The organism is Streptomyces lomondensis (assembly GCF_014651035.1).
In the GTDB taxonomy this organism is placed as follows: domain Bacteria; phylum Actinomycetota; class Actinomycetes; order Streptomycetales; family Streptomycetaceae; genus Streptomyces; species Streptomyces lomondensis.
This window is the reverse complement of the sequence record NZ_BMWC01000007.1, coordinates 118,762-135,298: the sequence shown is the minus strand read 5'-3', so window position 1 is coordinate 135,298 and position 16,537 is coordinate 118,762. Positions and strand designations below refer to the sequence as shown.

The following is a 16,537-nucleotide window of genomic DNA, read 5'->3' as shown; positions in this document are numbered from 1 at the left end:
CGTCCGCTTCGCTATGCCCGTGCCGTGATCAGTCCTCGCTGGGCGCGGCGGGCAGCTTGGCCTGGATGAGGTCCATGACCGTGGAGTCCGTCAGCGTGGTGACGTCACCCAGCTGGCGGTTCTCGGCGACGTCCCGCAGTAGTCGGCGCATGATCTTGCCGGAGCGGGTCTTGGGCAGCTCGGCCACCGGCAGGATCCGCTTGGGCTTGGCGATCGGGCCGAGGGCGCTGCCGACGTGCGCGCGCAGCTCGTCGACCAGGGTCTCGGTCTCGGAGGCCGTACCGCGCAGGATCACGAAGGCGACGATCGCCTGCCCGGTCGTCTCGTCCGCCGCGCCGACCACGGCCGCCTCGGCGACCGAGGGGTGGGAGACGAGCGCGGACTCGACCTCGGTGGTGGAGATGTTGTGCCCGGAGACGAGCATGACGTCGTCGACCCGGCCGAGCAGCCAGATGTCACCGTCGTCGTCCTTCTTGGCACCGTCGCCGGCGAAGTACTTGCCCTCGAAGCGCGACCAGTACGTGTCGATGAACCGCTGGTCGTCGCCCCAGATGGTGCGCAGCATCGACGGCCACGGCTCGGTCAGCACCAGGTAGCCGCCACCGCCGTTGGGCACCTCGTTGGCCTCGTCGTCGACGACCGTCGCGGAGATGCCGGGCAGCGGGGTCTGCGCCGAGCCGGGCTTGGTCGCGGTCACACCCGGCAGCGGGGTGATCATCATCGCGCCGGTCTCGGTCTGCCACCAGGTGTCCACGATCGGGGTGCGGTCGCCGCCGATGTTCTTGCGGTACCAGATCCACGCCTCGGGGTTGATCGGCTCGCCCACCGAGCCCAGCACCCGCAGGCTGGACAGGTCGAACTTGGCGGGGATGTCGTCGCCCCACTTCATGAACGTACGGATCGCGGTCGGCGCGGTGTAGAGGATCGTCACGCCGTACTTCTGGACGATCTCCCAGAAGCGGCCCTGGTGCGGGGTGTCGGGCGTGCCCTCGTACATGACCTGCGTCGCGCCGTTGGCGAGCGGGCCGTAGACGATGTACGAGTGGCCGGTCACCCAGCCGACGTCGGCGGTGCACCAGTACACGTCGGTCTCCGGCTTGAGGTCGAAGACGGCGTGGTGGGTGTAGGCGGCCTGGGTGAGGTAGCCGCCGGAGGTGTGCAGGATGCCCTTCGGCTTACCCGTGGTGCCCGAGGTGTACAGGATGAACAACGGGTGCTCGGCGTTGAACGCCTGCGGGGCGTGCTCCGCGCTCTGCCGCCCGACGAGGTCGTGCCACCACACGTCGCGGCCCTCGGTGAAGGCGACGTCCTGGCCCGTGCGGCGCACCACCAGGACGTGCTCGACGTTGCCCGCCTTGTCGACGGCCTCGTCCACCGCCGGCTTGAGCGCGGACGGCTTGCCGCGCCGGTAGCCGCCGTCGGAGGTGATGACCACGCGCGCGTCGGCGTCCTGGATACGGGTGGCGAGCGCGTCCGAGGAGAAGCCGCCGAAGACGACCGAGTGCGCGGCGCCGATCCGGGCGCAGGCCAGCATCGCGATCGCCGTCTCGGGGATCATCGGCATGTAGACGGCGACCCGGTCCCCGGCCTGAACTCCCAGCTCCAGCAGGGCGTTGGCCGCCTTGGAGACCTCGTCCTTGAGCTCGGCGTAGGTGATCGCGCGGCTGTCGCCGGGCTCGCCCTCGAAGTGGATGGCGACCCGGTCGCCGTGCCCGGCCTCCACATGCCGGTCGACGCAGTTGTAGGCGACGTTGAGTTCGCCGTCCTTGAACCACTTGGCGAACGGCGGGTTCGACCAGTCGAGGGTCTCGGTGGGCTCCTTGGCCCAGGTCAGCCGGCGGGCCTGCTCGGCCCAGAAGCCGAGCCTGTCAGCCTTGGCCTGTTCATACGCCTCCGCCGTGACATTGGCGTTCGCGGCCAGGTCAGCGGGCGGCGCGAAGCGTCGCTCCTCCTTCAGGAGGTTGGCCAGGCTTTCATTGCTCACGGCATCTGCCTTTCCCAGGGTGTCCGTTGTGTCCCAGGCCACAGCTCATCAGACCCGGGGGTGCGATGACAAGGGTCGACCGCCGATTGGTTTAGACCTGTCCGGGCGGTGATGTCGGCGGCCGGGGTCATCCGTACCCACGGACGCCGACCAGGGAAAGTTCATGCGTGTAACGCCGGTCACGTGACCTTCGGCGGGCCGGGTGCCGTGGCGGCCGGTCGGCGCCCGACGGCACGCGCCGCGCAGGCGACGGGGTGTATCGCTGCGCGGGCGACCGGGTGCGCGGCCCCGCGGGCGCCGCGCACCCGGGCAGGCGCCCGGCTCAGGCCGTCAGGTCCGACTCCCGTACGCGGTCGAAGACGCCGCCGCCGTCCGTCTCGGTGAGCAGGTACGACTCGGCCTCGCCCACGTGGAAGTACATGCCCTGGAGCACCAGGGCGCCCTCCTTCAGGGCCCGGGCCACCGAGTCGTGGGCGCGCAGGTGCTCCAACTGCTGGACCACGTTGGCCAGGCAGAGCTGCTCGACCACGTCCTCGGGCACCCGGCCGGCCAGCGTGCCCGGCGGCCGGCTGCCGTCGGTCATGCGCTCCAGGCTCGGCAGCCCGTGCCGCAGCCACCGCTTCAGCGGTGTCCGGGCGCCGGGCTCGGAGTTGAGCAGGGCCTGCATGGCGCCGCAGCCCGAGTGCCCGCACACCGTGATGGACCGCACACCCAGCACGTCCACGGCGTACTCGATCGCGGCCGACACCGAGTCGTCGCCGCACTCCTCGCCCGGACGGGGGACGAGGTTGCCCACGTTGCGCACGACGAACAGGTCGCCCGGACCACTGGAGGTGATCATCGACGTGACCAGTCGTGAGTCGGCGCAGGTCAGGAAGAGCTGCGAGGGCCGCTGCCCCTCGCGCGCCAGCCGGGCCAGCTCGCTGCGCACCAGGGGTGCGGTGTTGCGCTGGAAGGCGCTGATGCCACGCGCCAGTTCATGCCCGTCGGCCGCGCCGGAACCCGCCGGGTCCGGATCGGGGCCGTCCGACCCCTCCGTGTCCTGCTCGGAGGGGGGTGCGGACTGCGAGCCTTCGCACTGGTGGTTGCGCCAGGCCGTCCAGGGTCGGCAGCGACAGTCGGCGACGGCCGCGGGTTCGGAGATGCGCGTGCCGGGGTGCCGGCCGGTGATCTCTACGGTGCCGCCCTGCGCGGTGTGCGTCTTCTGCCAGTCCTGGAGCGTCTCGTACGCCGCGTGGTCCATGAACGACCCGTCCAGCTCGACGACGGTGTCGGCGCCGTGGGGCACGAGATGCAGGGCCCGGCTGAGCCGTGGCACCGCGAGGAACGTCAACTGTCCTCTGACGTGTACGTGATGGACTCCTTCCCTCTCCGTGTGCGTGATGCGCGTGCGGGTGAGGCGGTGCAGGGCGACGCCGACGGCCATGGCGATGCCCAGCGCCACGCCCTGAAGGACGCCGAGGAGGACCACGCCGAGGGTCGTGACGGCGTAGACCCACACTTCTCGGTGGCGCGTCACCGTGCGGATGTGGTGCAGGGACACCATCTGGATGCCGACGGCCATCACCAGGGCGGCGAGCGAGGCGAGCGGGATGAGCTCCAGGATCGGGACCATCAGCAGCGCGGCGATCACTACGAGAACGCCGTGCAGCATCGTGGAGTTCCGGCTCACCGCGCCCGCGTTCACATTCGCCGAAGTCCGCACGGCCACACCGGCGATGGGCAGTCCGCCGAGCGAGCCGGAGGCGATGTTGGCGGCGCCCTGCCCGAGCAGCTCGCGATCGAGGTCGGAGCGCCTGACATGGCCGGGCAGGCCCGGGCGGCCGGCCACCAGCTTGTCCACGGCGACCGCGCCGAGCAGCGACTGCACACTGCACACCAGCGTGGTGGTGAGCACGGCGGCGGCGAGGCCGAGGACGGGGCCCTCGGGCAGCCCGGCCAGCGCGTGGTTGCTCCAGGACGGCAGGTCGACCTTGGGCAGGCGCAGACCGGCGAGGGCGGCGGCCGCGGTGGCTCCGGCGACGGCGACGAGCGCGGCCGGGACCTTGCGCAGCAGGCGTCCGGCCCGGCCGGGCAGTCTCGGCCAGAGCAGCAGCAGCGCCAGGGTCAGCGCGCTCACCGACACGGACGCCGGGCGCAGGTCCGCCAACTGGGCCGGCAGGGCTCGGAGGTTGTCGGGGACCGAGCTCTGCGGTGTGCCGCCGAGCACGATGTGCAGCTGGGCGACGGCGATGGTGACGCCGATCCCGGCGAGCATGCCGTGCACGATCGCGGGACTGACGGCGAGGGCGCCGCGGGCCACGCGCAGGCAGCCCAGGCCGAGCTGGGCCAGGCCGGCGAGGATGGTGATGGCGCAGGTCGTCCGCCAGCCGAAGCGCTGGATGAGGTCGGCGGTGACGACGGTGAGTCCGGCGGCCGGTCCGCTCACCTGGAGCGGGGAGCCGCCGAGCCGTCCGGCGACGAGCCCGCCCACGGCGGCGGCGACGAGGCCGGCCTGGAGGGGTGCGCCGGTGGCGAGGGCGATGCCCAGGGACAAGGGCAGGGCGATCAGGAAGACCGCGATCGAAGCCGACACGTCGGCACCCGCGATACGGAAGCGGCGGGGGCCGGTCGGCGGCGGACTGTGGGGTGGATGGGTCCGCTCGGTCCGGTTCGGATCGGCGGCACGGGTGGGAACGCAGGCTGACATGGTTTCCCGTCTCCTCCGGGGCTGCGCGGTCGCGTAACTGGGGTCCCGCTCGGGGCGGGGTTCTCGCGGCCGTGGGTCACGGCGTAAATCGGCGGGATAAATCAACGCTCGGTAAACGGATCGTAATGCAGAGTAAAGGGCGAGCATAGACTTTAGGGGCAAATGGGCGAATAAATCACCCCGAAGAGTGAAGTGGCTATTTGATCGGCTTGTCGTACTAATTCCTTCTCGGTCTCGTGTGAATGTGGCGGCGCTGTCGGCACCCGAGAGAAGGAAGAAGGTGGGCGGAACATGGCCGCCACCCACAGGATCGCCGCGGGCTCCGTGATCGCCGCGGTCTGTGCCGCGTCGCTCGCCGGTTGCGGGATCGGCACCTTTCGGCAAGGCACTTCCGACCCGTCCCCGGCGAAGCCCGCTCAGGCACCGCAGAGCGCGGTCCGGTTGATCGGAGACGGCTCCACCTCCTACACCGGCGCCCAGCCCCACCTGCCCAGACCTGAGCGGCTGCGCCCCGGCCAGAAGCCCCCGCAGTTTGTCGTCTTCTCCTGGGACGGCGCGGGCGAGGACAAGCTGTTCTCCCGCTTCCGCAAGGTCGCCAGAGAGAACAACGCGACGATGACGTACTTTCTCAGTGGCGTGTACCTGCTGCCGGACGAGAAGCGCGACCTGTACCGGCCGCCGCAGCACTCCCCGGGCCGCTCCGACATCGGCTTCAACGACCGCCGCGGCATCGCCGCCACCGTGAAGCAGCTGCGCTTGGCGTGGCTGGAGGGCAACGAGATCGGCACCCACTTCAACGGCCACTTCTGCGGCAGCGGCGGCGGGGTCGGCGAGTGGTCGGTGGAGGACTGGAAGGACGAGATCGCCCAGGCCAAGCGGTTCGTGAAGACCTGGAAGACCAACACCGGCCTGAAGAACGCCTCCCCCCTGCCCTTCGACTACGACAAGGAGCTCATCGGCGCCCGCACGCCCTGCCTCGAAGGCCAGCGCAACTTCCTGAAGGCGGCCCGGGAGCTGGGCTTCCGCTACGACACCAGCGGCGTCAACGATCAGGTCTGGCCGCACAAGAAGCGCGGCCTGTGGGACGTGTCCATGCAGCTCGTGCCGTTCCCCGGGCACTCCTACGAGCAGCTGAGCATGGACTACAACTTCATGATCAACCAGTCGGGCACCACCACCCAGGGCAACCCCGCCAGGTACGACTTCTGGGGCGACCAGATGCGCGACGGCCTGCTCAAGGGCTTCCAGCGGGCCTACGAGGGCAACCGCGCGCCCCTGATCATCGGCAACCACTTCGAGTCCTGGAACGGCGGCGCCTACATGCGGGCCGTCGAGGAGGTCATCGAGACGGTGTGCACCAAGGAGGAGGTGCGCTGTGTCTCGTTCCGGCAGCTCGTGGACTGGCTCGACGCCCAGGACCCGAAGACGCTGGAGAAACTGCGCACCCTGAAGGTCGGCGAGGCGCCGAAGGAGGGCTGGGCGTCCTTCCTGTCGGGCCGGCCCGCTCCGGCCCCCAAGGGCGTGCCCGGGGTTCCGGCGGCCAAGGGGTAGCCCCCCGGGCGGTCGCCGTGTCGGGCACGCGCGCGTGAAGAAGGCCACTCCGCCGCAGGGCGGGGCCCCGGGGTGCGTAGGGTCGTACCCATGAGTACAGCAGGCGCGACCGCCGATCCCCTCGCGGCCCTGGGGGCGCTGCCCGGAGTGGCCGATTCCGTGGAGTCCGTGCGCAAGGCCGTGGACCGGGTCTACGGGCACCGGATCATGCGGCGGCGCAGCAACGCGATCACCTCCGAGGCCGCCCTGCGCGGCGCCCGCGGCTCGGCCGCGCTGTCCAACGCGGACTGGGCCCTGGAGGAGGTGCGGCGGCGTACGGACTTCAGCGGCGACGACGAGGCGCGCACCGTCGGCGCGGCGCTGCGGCTCACCGCGGAGGCGGGCCAGCTGCTGTCGATCTGGCGGCAGTCGCCCCTGCGGGTACTGGCCCGGCTGCATCTGGTGGCGGCCGCGGACAAGGCCGACCAGGTGGGACGGCCCCGACAGGAGGGCGAGCCGGTCGACGAGCCGCTCATCGAACTGCCGCTGCCGAGCGCGGCCGAGGCGCACGGGCGGCTGGAGGGGCTGGCCGGGCTGATCATCGCGGGCGGCTCGGCGCCGGCGCTGGTGACGGCCGCCGTCGTGCACGGCGAACTCCTCGCGCTGCGCCCGTTCACGTCCCACAACGGCCTGGTCGCGCGCACGGCCGAGCGCATCGTCCTGGTCGGCAGCGGCCTGGACCCGAAGTCGGTCTGCGCGGCCGAGGTCGGCCACGCCGAGCTGGGCCGCGAGGCCTACCTGGAAGCCCTGGACGGGTACGTCTCCGGCACCCCCGAGGGCGTGGCCGCCTGGATCGCCCACTGCGGCAGAGCGGTCCAACTGGGGGCCCGCGAGTCGATGGCGGTGTGCGAGGCGCTCCAGCGCGGGGCGGCGTGACACCTCTCCGGACAAGAAATGCGGCGGTACGAGAACTCGTACCGCCGCTGGCATGAGCACCGGGGTACCAAGCGTCCTCGATATATGCCCATCAGGTCGGGAACTTTGCCCGTCACCTGGTGCGGCTGGCCCGTAATCGACGGGTCGACGTCGCGTGGGTGCCCGGTGTTCATGCTCGGTCCGTGGGGCCAGAATGCGTTTTTAAGGTGATCCTCTCGGATGTCCTTGGTCTCGCGGGCCGTTGAGTCCTTTGTACTCCTGGCCCGGGGCAAGCGGAAGTCCAGACCGCACTTCTTTACTTTTAGGTTCAAATAGGACGTCGGATTGCCCGAGGTCAGGCGACCGTGGCCCGCCGCCGGTTGGCGTACCAGACGAGGCCCGCGGTGGCCGCCGCGGCGCCTATGGCGGCGACCGCGACGAGCGCCGGACGCGGCGGTACGGAGAACGTGGGGATGCGCTGCTTGAGCCGGACCGGGCGGTGGAAGTCCAGGATCGGCCACCCGCGCGCGAGGGCTTCGCGGCGCAGAGCACGGTCCGGGTTCACGGCGTGGGGGTGGCCCACGGACTCCAGCATCGGCACGTCGGTCGCCGAGTCGCTGTAGGCGTAGCAGCGGCTGAGGTCGTAGCCCTCGGACTCGGCCAGCTCCCTGATGGCCTCGGCCTTGGTCGGGCCGTAGGCGTAGTACTCCACCTCGCCGGTGAAGCAGCCGTCGTCGCCCACGACCATGCGGGTCGCCACCACGCGGTCCGCGCCGAGCAGCTCGCCGATCGGCTCGACCACCTCCGCGCCCGACGTGGACACGATCACGACGTCGCGGCCGGCGGTGTGGTGCTCCTCGATGAGGGAGGCGGCCTCGTCGTAGATGATCGGGTCGATCAGGTCGTGCAGCGTCTCGGCGATGATCTCCTTGACCTGCTGCACGTTCCAGCCGCGGCACAGCGCGGACAGGTACGCGCGCATGCGCTCCATCTGGTCGTGGTCGGCGCCGCCGGCCAGGAAGACGAACTGGGCATATGCGGTGCGCAAGACGGCCCGGCGGTTGATCAGACCGCCTTGGTAGAACGACTTGCTGAACGTGAGCGTGCTCGACTTCGCAATGACCGTCTTGTCCAGGTCAAAGAAGGCCGCTGTGCGGGGCAAGGAGTGGTTTTCCACGCCCTTGAGCATAGGGGCAGCCCATTCGGCGTAAGGTGGGGCGCGTGGGTTTGCCTGAGAGGGCTCTCGGGTACACCATGGAAGTCACGGATCGTTCGCGACCGTGCTAACCCGGCCCGACTCCTCCCCCCCCGAGTCGGCCGTGGGGACGACCCCCGCTCTCCCCCCCGGCGGGGGTCGTCGCATGTCCGGGTGGGTTTTCTCCTTCTTCGCGCGGCCTGGGCGCCGCTCCCGTGGCGGCTTCGGCCGCCACTTCGTCACGCCCGTGATCCGTCACGGTGTGTAGTCGTCAGACTGCTCTGTGGAAGTCGCACAGAGGGCCTGCGGGGGTCACCGGTATGGGTGACGGCGATATTCACAACCCCCGGGGCGTCCACAGTTATCCACCAAGATCCACACGATTTCGGGGATCGCTGCACCGTGATTCCAGCGCACCCCGCTCGCGGCGAGTTCATGGCCGGTTCCCATTGCCGGGGGGCGTTCGGCCGGATTCTGACGGCCGTTCACAGGGAGGCCGTCTCACCGGTTCCTCCCACGTTTGGGAATCGCGTGGCCGCAGGGGCCGCGCGAGTCGAGCAGCGAAGGGGGATGGAGACCGTGGCCGGAACCGTCACACACGATCCACCGTCGGCCGCCGGAGGGCGGCAGGGCGGACCGCTGATCGTCACCGAGGACACCGAACTCCTCGACGACCTGCTGCGCCTGTGCGCGGCGGCGGGCGCCACACCCGAGGTTCATCACGGGGTGCCCGAGCGCAGAGGCAGCTGGGAGGCCGCGCCGCTCGTCCTCGTGGGCGACGACGCCGCGCGGCGGGTGCGCGGGGCCGCGCGCAGAAGGGGAGTGGTCCTGGTCGGCCGGGACCAGGACGACTCCGGGGTGTGGCGGCGGGCCGTCGAGATCGGCGCCGAGCACGTCCTGATGCTGCCCGACGGCGAACAGTGGCTGGTCGACCGGATCGCCGACGTGGCCGAGGGCGTCGGGCGGCCCGCTCTCACCGTGGGCGTCATCGGCGGCCGCGGCGGGGCCGGAGCGTCCACGCTCGCGTGCGCCCTCGCCGTCACCTCCGCGCGTGAGGGATTGCGCACGCTCCTGGTGGACGCCGATCCGCTCGGTGGCGGACTCGACGTACTCCTCGGCGGTGAGACGGCCGAAGGGCTGCGCTGGCCCGCGTTCGCCTCCTCGCGCGGCCGGGTCGGCGGTGGCGCGCTGGAGGAGTCGCTGCCCGAGCTGCACTCGCTGCGGGTGCTCAGCTGGGACCGGGGCGACCGGATCGCCGTCCCTCCCCAGGCGGTGCGCGCGGTGCTGGCGGCGGCCCGGCGCCGGGGCGGCACGGTCGTGGTCGACCTGCCGCGCCGGATCGACGACGGGGTCGCCGAGGTGCTCACCCAGCTGGACGTCGGCGTGCTGGTGGTGCCCGCCGAGCTGCGGGCCGTCGCGGCGGCCGGGCGGGTGGCGTCCGCGGTCGGCATGGTGCTGCGGGATCTGCGGGTGGCGGTCCGTGGACCGTATCCGCCGGGGCTCGACGACCGTGAGGTGGCCCGGCTGCTCGGACTGCCGCTGGTGGGCGAGGTGCCGGTGGAGCCGGGGCTGCTGCGCCCGGACGAGGGCACGGCGCCGCCGGGCGCCGCCGTGCGCGGACCGCTCGCCCGGTTCTGCAAGGGGTTCTGGGAGCGGGCGCTCGTCGAGGCGGGTACGGCATGAGCACCCTGGCCGGGCTCGAGGGCGCGGAGCTGCTCGACGGGGTGCGGCGGTGGCTGGCCGAGAGCGGGGCCGAGCCGACCCCCGCGCGCGTGGCGCAGGCCCTGCGCGAACAGGGGCGGGTGCTCGGGGACGCCGAAGTCCTGGGCGCCGCCGCGCGGTTGCGGTCCGAACTGGTCGGCAGCGGGCCGCTGGAGCCGCTGCTCGCCGATCCGTCGGTGACCGACGTGCTGGTGTCGGCCCCGGACCGGGTCTGGGTGGACCGGGGCGGCGGACTGGAGCTGACGTCGGTGCGCTTCGCGGACGCGGCGGCCGTACGGCGGCTCGCCCAGCGCCTGGCCGCCGTGGCGGGACGCCGTCTGGACGACGCCTGCCCGTGGGCCGACGCCCGGCTGCCCGACGGGACGCGGCTGCACGCGGTGCTGCCGCCGGTGGCCGTGGGCTGCGCCTGCCTGTCGCTGCGCGTCGTCCGGCCGCGTGCCTTCACGCTCGGCGAACTGGTCGCGGCGGGCACGGTGCCGCCGGGCGGGGACCGCGTGCTGCGGGCGCTGCTCGACGCCCGGCTGTCGTTCCTGGTCAGCGGTGGCACCGGCAGCGGCAAGACGACGCTGCTCAGCGCCCTGCTGGGGCTGGTGGGGCCGCACGAGCGGATCGTCCTCGCCGAGGACTCGGCGGAACTGCGGCCGGACCATCCGCACGTGGTGCGGCTGGAGACCAGACCCGCCAACCAGGAAGGCGCGGGCCTGGTCACCCTCGAGGACCTGGTGCGCCAGGCGCTGCGGATGCGGCCCGACCGGCTGGTCGTGGGCGAGGTGCGCGGACCCGAAGTGGTGCATCTGCTGGCCGCGTTGAACACCGGCCACGAGGGCGGCTGCGGGACCGTGCACGCCAATGCCGCCGCCGACGTGCCGGCCCGGCTGGAGGCGCTCGGCACGGCCGCCGGGCTCGACCGGGCCGCGCTGCACAGCCAGGTGGCGGCCGCCCTCTCCGTGGTGCTGCACCTCGCGCGCGACCGGGCCGGGCGGCGGCGGATCGCGGAGGTGCACGTGCTGGAGCGGGATCCGTCGGGGCTGGTGCGGACGGTGCCCGCGCTGCGGTGGGGAGCGGAGGCGTTCGTGCCGGAGCGGGGCTGGGAGCGGCTGCGGGGGCTGCTCCGGGGTGACGGAGACGGGCCGTGCGAGGCCCGGGGTGAAGGGGGCGAGTCATGACGGGGCAGGCCGAGATGTCGATGGGCGCGGCCGTCGCGTGCATGGGGGCGGCGGTCTGGCTGCTGGGCGAGCGGAACTCGGCGGCGCGGCGGGCGCGGTTGCTGCTCGCGGGCGGCGGAGTCGTCGGGAGCGGGCCGCCCGGATGGCGGCGGATGGCCGGTGGGCTGCGGCGGGTTCGCGGGCGGCTGCGGCCCGAGTGGTGGGCGCCGGTGGCCGGGTTGGTGCTGGCGGTGCTCGGGGCGTCGGTGCTGCCGGTCGTTCTGGGGGCGGCCGGGGTGCCGCTGCTGCGGCGGGTCCGGCTGGCCGGCCGGGCGCGGCGGGACCGGGAGCGCCGGGCCGACGCGGTGATCGCGCTGTGCGGGGTGCTCGCCGGGGAGGTGCGGGCCGGACGCCAGCCGGGCGAGGCCCTGCTGCGGGCCGCGCGGGACTGCGGCGGACTCGCGGACGCGCAGGCGACGGTATTGGCGGCCGCACGGTTCGGCGGGGACGTGCCGGGCGCGTTGGCGACGGCCGCGCGGCAGCCGGGTGCCGAGGGGCTGCGGGGACTCGCGGCGTGCTGGCGGGTGGCCGTGGACCAGGGCGCGGGGCTCGCGGCCGGACTCGACCGGCTCGCCGCCGCCCTGCGCGCCGAACGGGACCAACGGTCCGACTTGCGCGCCCAGTTGGCGGGTGCCCGGGCCACGGCCGTGCTGCTCGCCGGGCTGCCCGCCCTGGGGCTCCTGATCGGCAGCGCCCTCGGTGCCGACCCCCTCCATGTCCTGCTGCACACTCCGGCGGGCCTGGGCTGTCTGGCCATCGGCGGTGCGCTGGAGGGCCTGGGGGTCTGGTGGGTGCTGCGGATCGTGCGGGGCGCGGAGGCGGCGACATGAGCGGGGAGGTTGTCCACAGGCTGGGGGTGGCTGTGGGGATCGTGCCGGTCCTCATGTGGTCGGTGCGGTGGCTGGTGCGGACGCGGCACCGCCGGAGGATGCGGCGGCGACTGGCCGAGCTGTCGGTCCGGGAGGCGCCCGCTCCCACCCCGCGCCTCGCCTTCGGCGGGGCCGCGCGGAGCTGGCTGGCGCCCGTGGGCGTGGCCTGCGCCGGGTGGGCACTGGTCGGTGGCCTCACCGGCGTCGCCGTGGGGCTGGCCGGTGGGGTGGGCATGTGGCGGTGGCAGCTGCGGCAGGAGGCGGCCGGTACGGACACACGGGCACCCGGTCTCGCCGAGGCGGCACGGCAACTTCCCCTCGCCGCCGACCTGCTGGCCGCCTGCATCGCGGCGGGCGCCGGCCCGGTGGTCGCCGCGCAGGCCGTGGGTGAGGCCCTGGGCGGTCCCGTGGGCGACGCCCTGGCCCGAGGCGCGGCCGAGGTACGGCTGGGCGGTGAACCGGGGGCGGCCTGGCGGAGGTTGGCCGCCGTCCCGGGGGCCGGAGGCCTGGCACGACTTCTCGAACGGGCCGACGTGTCCGGGCTGCCCGCCGCGGCACCGGTGGCACGGCTCGCCGCCGAGGCCCGGGCCGACTGGGGCCGCGCCGCGACGGCCAGGGCCCGCCGAGCGGGCGTCATGGTCAGCGCGCCGGTCGGACTGTGCTTCCTGCCCGCGTTCATCGCGGTCGGCGTGCTGCCCGTGGTGATCGGGCTCGCGGGCGGGGTGCTCGGCGGGGGTGGTGACTGACGCGGACACGAACCGGCAGCAAGCCAGCGAAAACCAACAGAAGTTCGGACTCTTTCCCACGGGGGTTGAGATGTTTCAGGTGGTACGGGCACGGCTGCGTGCCCTGGTGTGCGGGGCGCGTGCGGCGCGGAGGGACGCGGGGATGGTCACCTCCGAGTACGCGACGGGAATCGTCGCGGCGGTGGCGTTCGCGGTGGTGCTCTACAAGGTCGTCACCAGCGGTGCGGTCAGCGCGGAGTTGCAGAGCATCTTGAAGGAAGCCCTCAATGCGCGGATGTGAGCGGGGCGCCGACCGGGGGTTCGTCACCGCGGAGTCGGCCGTGGTGCTGCCCGTACTGGTGATGTTCGCGACGGCACTGGTGTGGGGGCTGCTGGTGGTGGCCGCGCAGATCCAGTGCGTGGACGCGGCACGGACGGGCGCCCGTGCGGCGGCCCGGCAGGACCCGCCGGACGCGGTCGTGCGGCTGACCCGCGAGGCGGCTCCGCCCGGCGCGAAGGTCACCGTCAGCCGGGACGCGGAGCAGGTGCGGGTGGTCGTCGTGGCCGAGCCGCCGGTGCTGCGCGGACTGTCCTTCGCCGTTCGTGAGGAGGCGGTGGCGTCGGTGGAGGAGGCGGTGGGCACATGAGACGGCGGCGAGCGATGGGCCGGGCCGGCTCGGACCGGGGGTCCGCCACCGTCTGGAGCGTCGGGGCGATCGCCGTCCTGTGCGTGGTGTTCGGCGTGGTGCTCGCCCTGGGGCAGACCGTAGTGATCCGGCACCGTGCGGCGGGCGGTGCGGACCTGGCGGCGCTCGCGGCGGCGGACCACTGGGCCGAGGGAGCCGCGGCGGCCTGTGATCGGGCCGGCCGGGTGGCCCGGGCCCAGGGCGTGCGGCTTGTGCGGTGCGAGGTCGCCGGGGAGATCTCGGACGTGACGGCGGCGTCGGGCCGGGGGCCGTTCACGGCGGAGGTCAGGGCACGGGCGGGTCCTCCCACGGTTGCTCCGGGTCTCCCGTCGGGAGGGGTAAGGGCGCGGGCCGGTCCTCCGACGGCTGCTCCGGATCTCCCGTCGGGAAAGGTCAGGACGCGGGCGGATCCACCGGCGTAACCCCGGGCTCTCCCGTCGGCGGAGGTGAGGGCGCGGGCGGGTCCTCCGGCGCCCCTGGGTCTCCCACCGCCTTCTCCTCCGGGGCCCCCTCCAGCAGCACCGTGAGCAGCCGCACCGCCCCCCTCTTGTGCAGCGGGTCGTTGCCGTTGCCGCACTTGGGGGACTGGATGCAGGAGGGGCAGCCGGCGTCGCACTCGCAGGAGGCGATGGCCTGGCGGGTGGCGGTCAGCCAGGAGCGGGCGGTGTGGAAGGCGCGCTCCGCGAAGCCAGCGCCGCCGGGGTGGCCGTCGTAGACGAAGACCGTGGGCAGGAGCGTGTCGGGATGGAGCGGGATCGACACGCCGCCGATGTCCCAGCGGTCGCAGGTCGCGAAGAGGGGCAGCAGGCCGATCGACGCGTGCTCGGCGGCGTGCAGGGAGCCGCCGAGGATCTCCGGGTTGATCCGGGCCCGGTCCAGCTGGTCCTCGGTGACGGTCCACCACACGGCCCGGGTGCGCAGCGTACGAGGAGGGAGGTCGAGCTTCGTCTCGCCCAGCACCTCACCGGTGATGAGCCGTCTGCGGAGGAAGGAGACGACCTGGTTGGTGACCTCGACGGAGCCGTAGCAGAGCCGTCCGTCGCCCCAGGGGACCTCGACGTCGGTCTCCAGGACGGAGATGGACGTCGTGTCCCGGGCGACCGTGGAGTACGGCGGGGCGGCCTCCTCGACGAGGGCGACGGAATCCTCCAGGTCCAGCGACCGCACCAGGTAGCTGCGGCCCTGGTGGAGGTGGACCGCCCCTTCGTGCACCGTCGAGTGCGCGGCCCCCGCGTCGACCGTGCCGAGCAGCCGGCCCGTGCCGGACTCGACGACCTGGACGGGCCGTCCGCCCTCACCGCGGATGTCGGTCAGGTCGGCGGCGCGCTCGCGGCGGGTCCAGTGCCAGGCCCTGGTGCGGCGGCGCAGCAGCTTCGCGGCCTCCAGCTGGGGCAGGAGGTCCTCGCAGGTTGGACCGAACAGGTCGAAATCCTCGTCCGTCAGGGGCAGCTCCGCGGCGGCCGCGCACAGGTGCGGGGCGAGCACGTAGGGGTTGTCCGGGTCGAGGACCGTGGACTCGACGGGCTGGTCGAACAGGGCCTCCGGGTGATGGACGAGGAAGGTGTCCAGCGGGTCGTCGCGGGCCACCAGGACGGCCAGGGCGCCCTGACCGGACCGTCCGGCCCGGCCGGCCTGCTGCCACAGGGAGGCGCGTGTGCCCGGGTAGCCGGCGATGACGACCGCGTCCAGGCCGGAGATGTCGATGCCGAGTTCGAGGGCGTTCGTCGCCGCGAGGCCCAGGAGTTCACCCGAATGGATGGCACGTTCCAGGGCGCGACGCTCCTCCGGGAGATAACCGCCCCGGTACGCCGCGACACGCCCGGCCAGCGAGCGGTCCACCTCCGCCAGTCGCTCCTGGGAGATGACGGAGATCAGCTCGGCGCCGCGCCGGGACCGGATGAAGGCGACCGAGCGCACGCCCTGCACGGTGAGGTCGGTCAGCAGGTCGGCGGCCTCGGCGGTGGCCGTGCGGCGGACGGGGGCGCCCTTCTCGCCGTGCAGCTCGGTCAGCGGCGGCTCCCAGAGGGCGAACACCAGTTCACCGCGCGGGGAGGCGTCGTCGGCGACCTCGACGACCGGCACGCCGGTGAGGCGGCGGGCGGCCACCGCCGGCTCGGCGGCGGTCGCGGAGGCCAGCAGGAACACGGGCGAGGCGCCGTAGCGGGCGCACAGGCGGCGCAGGCGGCGCAGCACCTGGGCGACGTGCGAGCCGAAGACGCCGCGGTAGGTGTGGCACTCGTCGACGACGACGTACTTCAGCGACTTCAGGAAGGAGGACCAACGGGGGTGGGACGGCAGGATGCCCCGATGGAGCATGTCCGGGTTGGTCAGCACGTAGTTGGCGTACTGGCGGATCCACTCGCGTTCCTCGAACGGAGTATCGCCGTCGTACACGGCGGGGCGAACGGAATTGCCCAGCGGATGTGAAAGTTCCTTCACCGAGCGGCACTGATCCGCCGCAAGAGCCTTGGTGGGAGCCAGGTACAGGGTGGTCGCGCCGCGGCCGTTCGGGGCCTCGGCGCCCTCCAGAAGGGTGGAAAGCACCGGCACGAGGTAGGCCAGCGACTTGCCGGAGGCCGTGCCCGTGGCGACGACGACCGATTCGCCGTCCAGGGCGTGCTCGGCCGCGCGGGCCTGGTGGGCCCAGGGATGCTCGATGCCGGCTGCCCGCACGGCGGCGACGACCTCGGCGCGGATGCGGTCCGGCCAGACGGCATGGCGACCCTCGCGCGGGGGCAAGTGCTCCGTATGAGTAATGCGCGAAGCCCTGCTCGGACCGGACGCGAGGCGGTCCAGGACCGCGCCCGGCGCCGGTCGGGAGGCGGGGTCCGTCGGGGGTCGATCGGATCGGTGATTCTTGGCCATCGGCACCGAGTGTGTCACTGGCGTGACGGACAATGGAGCCAAGGCGTCGTGCACGCCTGCCGGTAAGTGATTGAATGCCATCGCGGCTGGCGAAGCGTCCAAGGGCTGAAGCCGAGATGCCCCAAGGGCGACCGCTCGATAGCAAGGTGCTG

At 73.0% G+C, this 16,537-nt stretch carries 13 protein-coding genes; 9 read left to right on the top strand and 4 right to left on the bottom strand.

All coding sequences use genetic code 11. From position 1 onward, the window contains the following. Positions 1-28: 28 nt before the first annotated feature. On the bottom strand, positions 29-1,984 hold the full coding sequence (acs, locus tag IE255_RS23640) for an acetate--CoA ligase (RefSeq protein ID WP_190052379.1): 1,956 nt from the start codon (positions 1,982-1,984) through the stop codon (positions 29-31). A gap of 322 nt (positions 1,985-2,306) precedes the next feature. Further along, positions 2,307-4,673, bottom strand: coding sequence for a SulP family inorganic anion transporter (locus IE255_RS23635; protein ID WP_190052378.1), 2,367 nt, complete (start codon positions 4,671-4,673; stop codon positions 2,307-2,309). A gap of 291 nt (positions 4,674-4,964) precedes the next feature. On the opposite strand from IE255_RS23635, the gene IE255_RS23630 reads away from it, so the two are divergent. Both IE255_RS23630 and IE255_RS23625 read left to right on the top strand, forming a co-directional pair. Next, positions 4,965-6,224: a polysaccharide deacetylase family protein gene (locus IE255_RS23630; protein WP_190052377.1), complete on the top strand. Its 1,260-nt coding sequence runs from the start codon at positions 4,965-4,967 to the stop codon at positions 6,222-6,224. Between the two features lie 90 nt (positions 6,225-6,314). Next, complete coding sequence (locus IE255_RS23625; protein ID WP_190052376.1) at positions 6,315-7,139, top strand: Fic family protein; 825 nt, start codon at positions 6,315-6,317, stop codon at positions 7,137-7,139. A 334-nt stretch (positions 7,140-7,473) separates the two neighbouring features. Here IE255_RS23625 and IE255_RS23620 read toward each other — a convergent pair whose 3' ends face one another. Next, the gene (locus IE255_RS23620; RefSeq protein ID WP_190052375.1) at positions 7,474-8,307 is read right to left on the bottom strand and encodes an HAD family hydrolase; all 834 of its coding nucleotides are present in this window, start codon (positions 8,305-8,307) and stop codon (positions 7,474-7,476) included. Positions 8,308-8,883: 576 nt separating this feature from the next. Between IE255_RS23620 and ssd the strand changes: the two genes are divergently transcribed. The 7 genes from ssd (at position 8,884) to IE255_RS23585 (ending at position 13,942) form a co-directional block, all read left to right on the top strand. After that, complete coding sequence (gene ssd / locus IE255_RS23615; protein WP_190052374.1) at positions 8,884-9,996, top strand: septum site-determining protein Ssd; 1,113 nt, start codon at positions 8,884-8,886, stop codon at positions 9,994-9,996. After that, a complete protein-coding gene (locus tag IE255_RS23610; RefSeq protein WP_190052373.1) occupies positions 9,993-11,201 on the top strand; it encodes a TadA family conjugal transfer-associated ATPase in 1,209 nt (402 codons plus the stop codon). Before ssd ends, IE255_RS23610 begins: the two co-directional genes overlap by 4 nt. Beyond that, entirely contained in the window at positions 11,198-12,070 is an 873-nt protein-coding gene (locus tag IE255_RS23605; RefSeq protein ID WP_190052372.1) for a type II secretion system F family protein, read from the top strand. Before IE255_RS23610 ends, IE255_RS23605 begins: the two co-directional genes overlap by 4 nt. Next, complete coding sequence (locus IE255_RS23600) at positions 12,067-12,855, top strand: type II secretion system F family protein (RefSeq protein WP_190052371.1); 789 nt, start codon at positions 12,067-12,069, stop codon at positions 12,853-12,855. Before IE255_RS23605 ends, IE255_RS23600 begins: the two co-directional genes overlap by 4 nt. A gap of 70 nt (positions 12,856-12,925) precedes the next feature. After that, positions 12,926-13,135: a DUF4244 domain-containing protein gene (locus tag IE255_RS23595; RefSeq protein ID WP_190052606.1), complete on the top strand. Its 210-nt coding sequence runs from the start codon at positions 12,926-12,928 to the stop codon at positions 13,133-13,135. After that, positions 13,122-13,481: a TadE family type IV pilus minor pilin gene (locus IE255_RS23590; RefSeq protein ID WP_190052370.1), complete on the top strand. Its 360-nt coding sequence runs from the start codon at positions 13,122-13,124 to the stop codon at positions 13,479-13,481. Before IE255_RS23595 ends, IE255_RS23590 begins: the two co-directional genes overlap by 14 nt. Further along, positions 13,478-13,942: an Rv3654c family TadE-like protein gene (locus IE255_RS23585; RefSeq protein ID WP_372487544.1), complete on the top strand. Its 465-nt coding sequence runs from the start codon at positions 13,478-13,480 to the stop codon at positions 13,940-13,942. Before IE255_RS23590 ends, IE255_RS23585 begins: the two co-directional genes overlap by 4 nt. On the opposite strand, the gene sftH is transcribed toward IE255_RS23585, so the two are convergent. Next, the gene (gene sftH / locus IE255_RS23580; RefSeq protein ID WP_229906533.1) at positions 13,914-16,466 is read right to left on the bottom strand and encodes a DEAD/DEAH box helicase; all 2,553 of its coding nucleotides are present in this window, start codon (positions 16,464-16,466) and stop codon (positions 13,914-13,916) included. The two genes, IE255_RS23585 and sftH, sit on opposite strands and share 29 nt — an antisense overlap. Positions 16,467-16,537: the final 71 nt, after the last annotated feature.

Excerpts from the sequence above, each read along its gene's own strand:
- IE255_RS23635 (WP_190052378.1), bottom strand. The coding sequence starts at position 4,673 with ATGTCAGCCTGCGTTCCCACCCGTGCCGCCGATCCGAACCGGACCGAG.
- IE255_RS23630 (WP_190052377.1), top strand. The coding sequence starts at position 4,965 with ATGGCCGCCACCCACAGGATCGCCGCGGGCTCCGTGATCGCCGCGGTC.
- IE255_RS23625 (WP_190052376.1), top strand. The coding sequence starts at position 6,315 with ATGAGTACAGCAGGCGCGACCGCCGATCCCCTCGCGGCCCTGGGGGCG.
- IE255_RS23620 (WP_190052375.1), bottom strand. The coding sequence starts at position 8,307 with ATGCTCAAGGGCGTGGAAAACCACTCCTTGCCCCGCACAGCGGCCTTC.
- ssd (WP_190052374.1), top strand. The coding sequence starts at position 8,884 with ATGGAGACCGTGGCCGGAACCGTCACACACGATCCACCGTCGGCCGCC.
- IE255_RS23610 (WP_190052373.1), top strand. The coding sequence starts at position 9,993 with ATGAGCACCCTGGCCGGGCTCGAGGGCGCGGAGCTGCTCGACGGGGTG.
- IE255_RS23605 (WP_190052372.1), top strand. The coding sequence starts at position 11,198 with ATGACGGGGCAGGCCGAGATGTCGATGGGCGCGGCCGTCGCGTGCATG.
- IE255_RS23600 (WP_190052371.1), top strand. The coding sequence starts at position 12,067 with ATGAGCGGGGAGGTTGTCCACAGGCTGGGGGTGGCTGTGGGGATCGTG.
- IE255_RS23595 (WP_190052606.1), top strand. The coding sequence starts at position 12,926 with ATGTTTCAGGTGGTACGGGCACGGCTGCGTGCCCTGGTGTGCGGGGCG.
- IE255_RS23590 (WP_190052370.1), top strand. The coding sequence starts at position 13,122 with ATGCGCGGATGTGAGCGGGGCGCCGACCGGGGGTTCGTCACCGCGGAG.
- IE255_RS23585 (WP_372487544.1), top strand. The coding sequence starts at position 13,478 with ATGAGACGGCGGCGAGCGATGGGCCGGGCCGGCTCGGACCGGGGGTCC.
- sftH (WP_229906533.1), bottom strand. The coding sequence starts at position 16,466 with ATGGCATTCAATCACTTACCGGCAGGCGTGCACGACGCCTTGGCTCCA.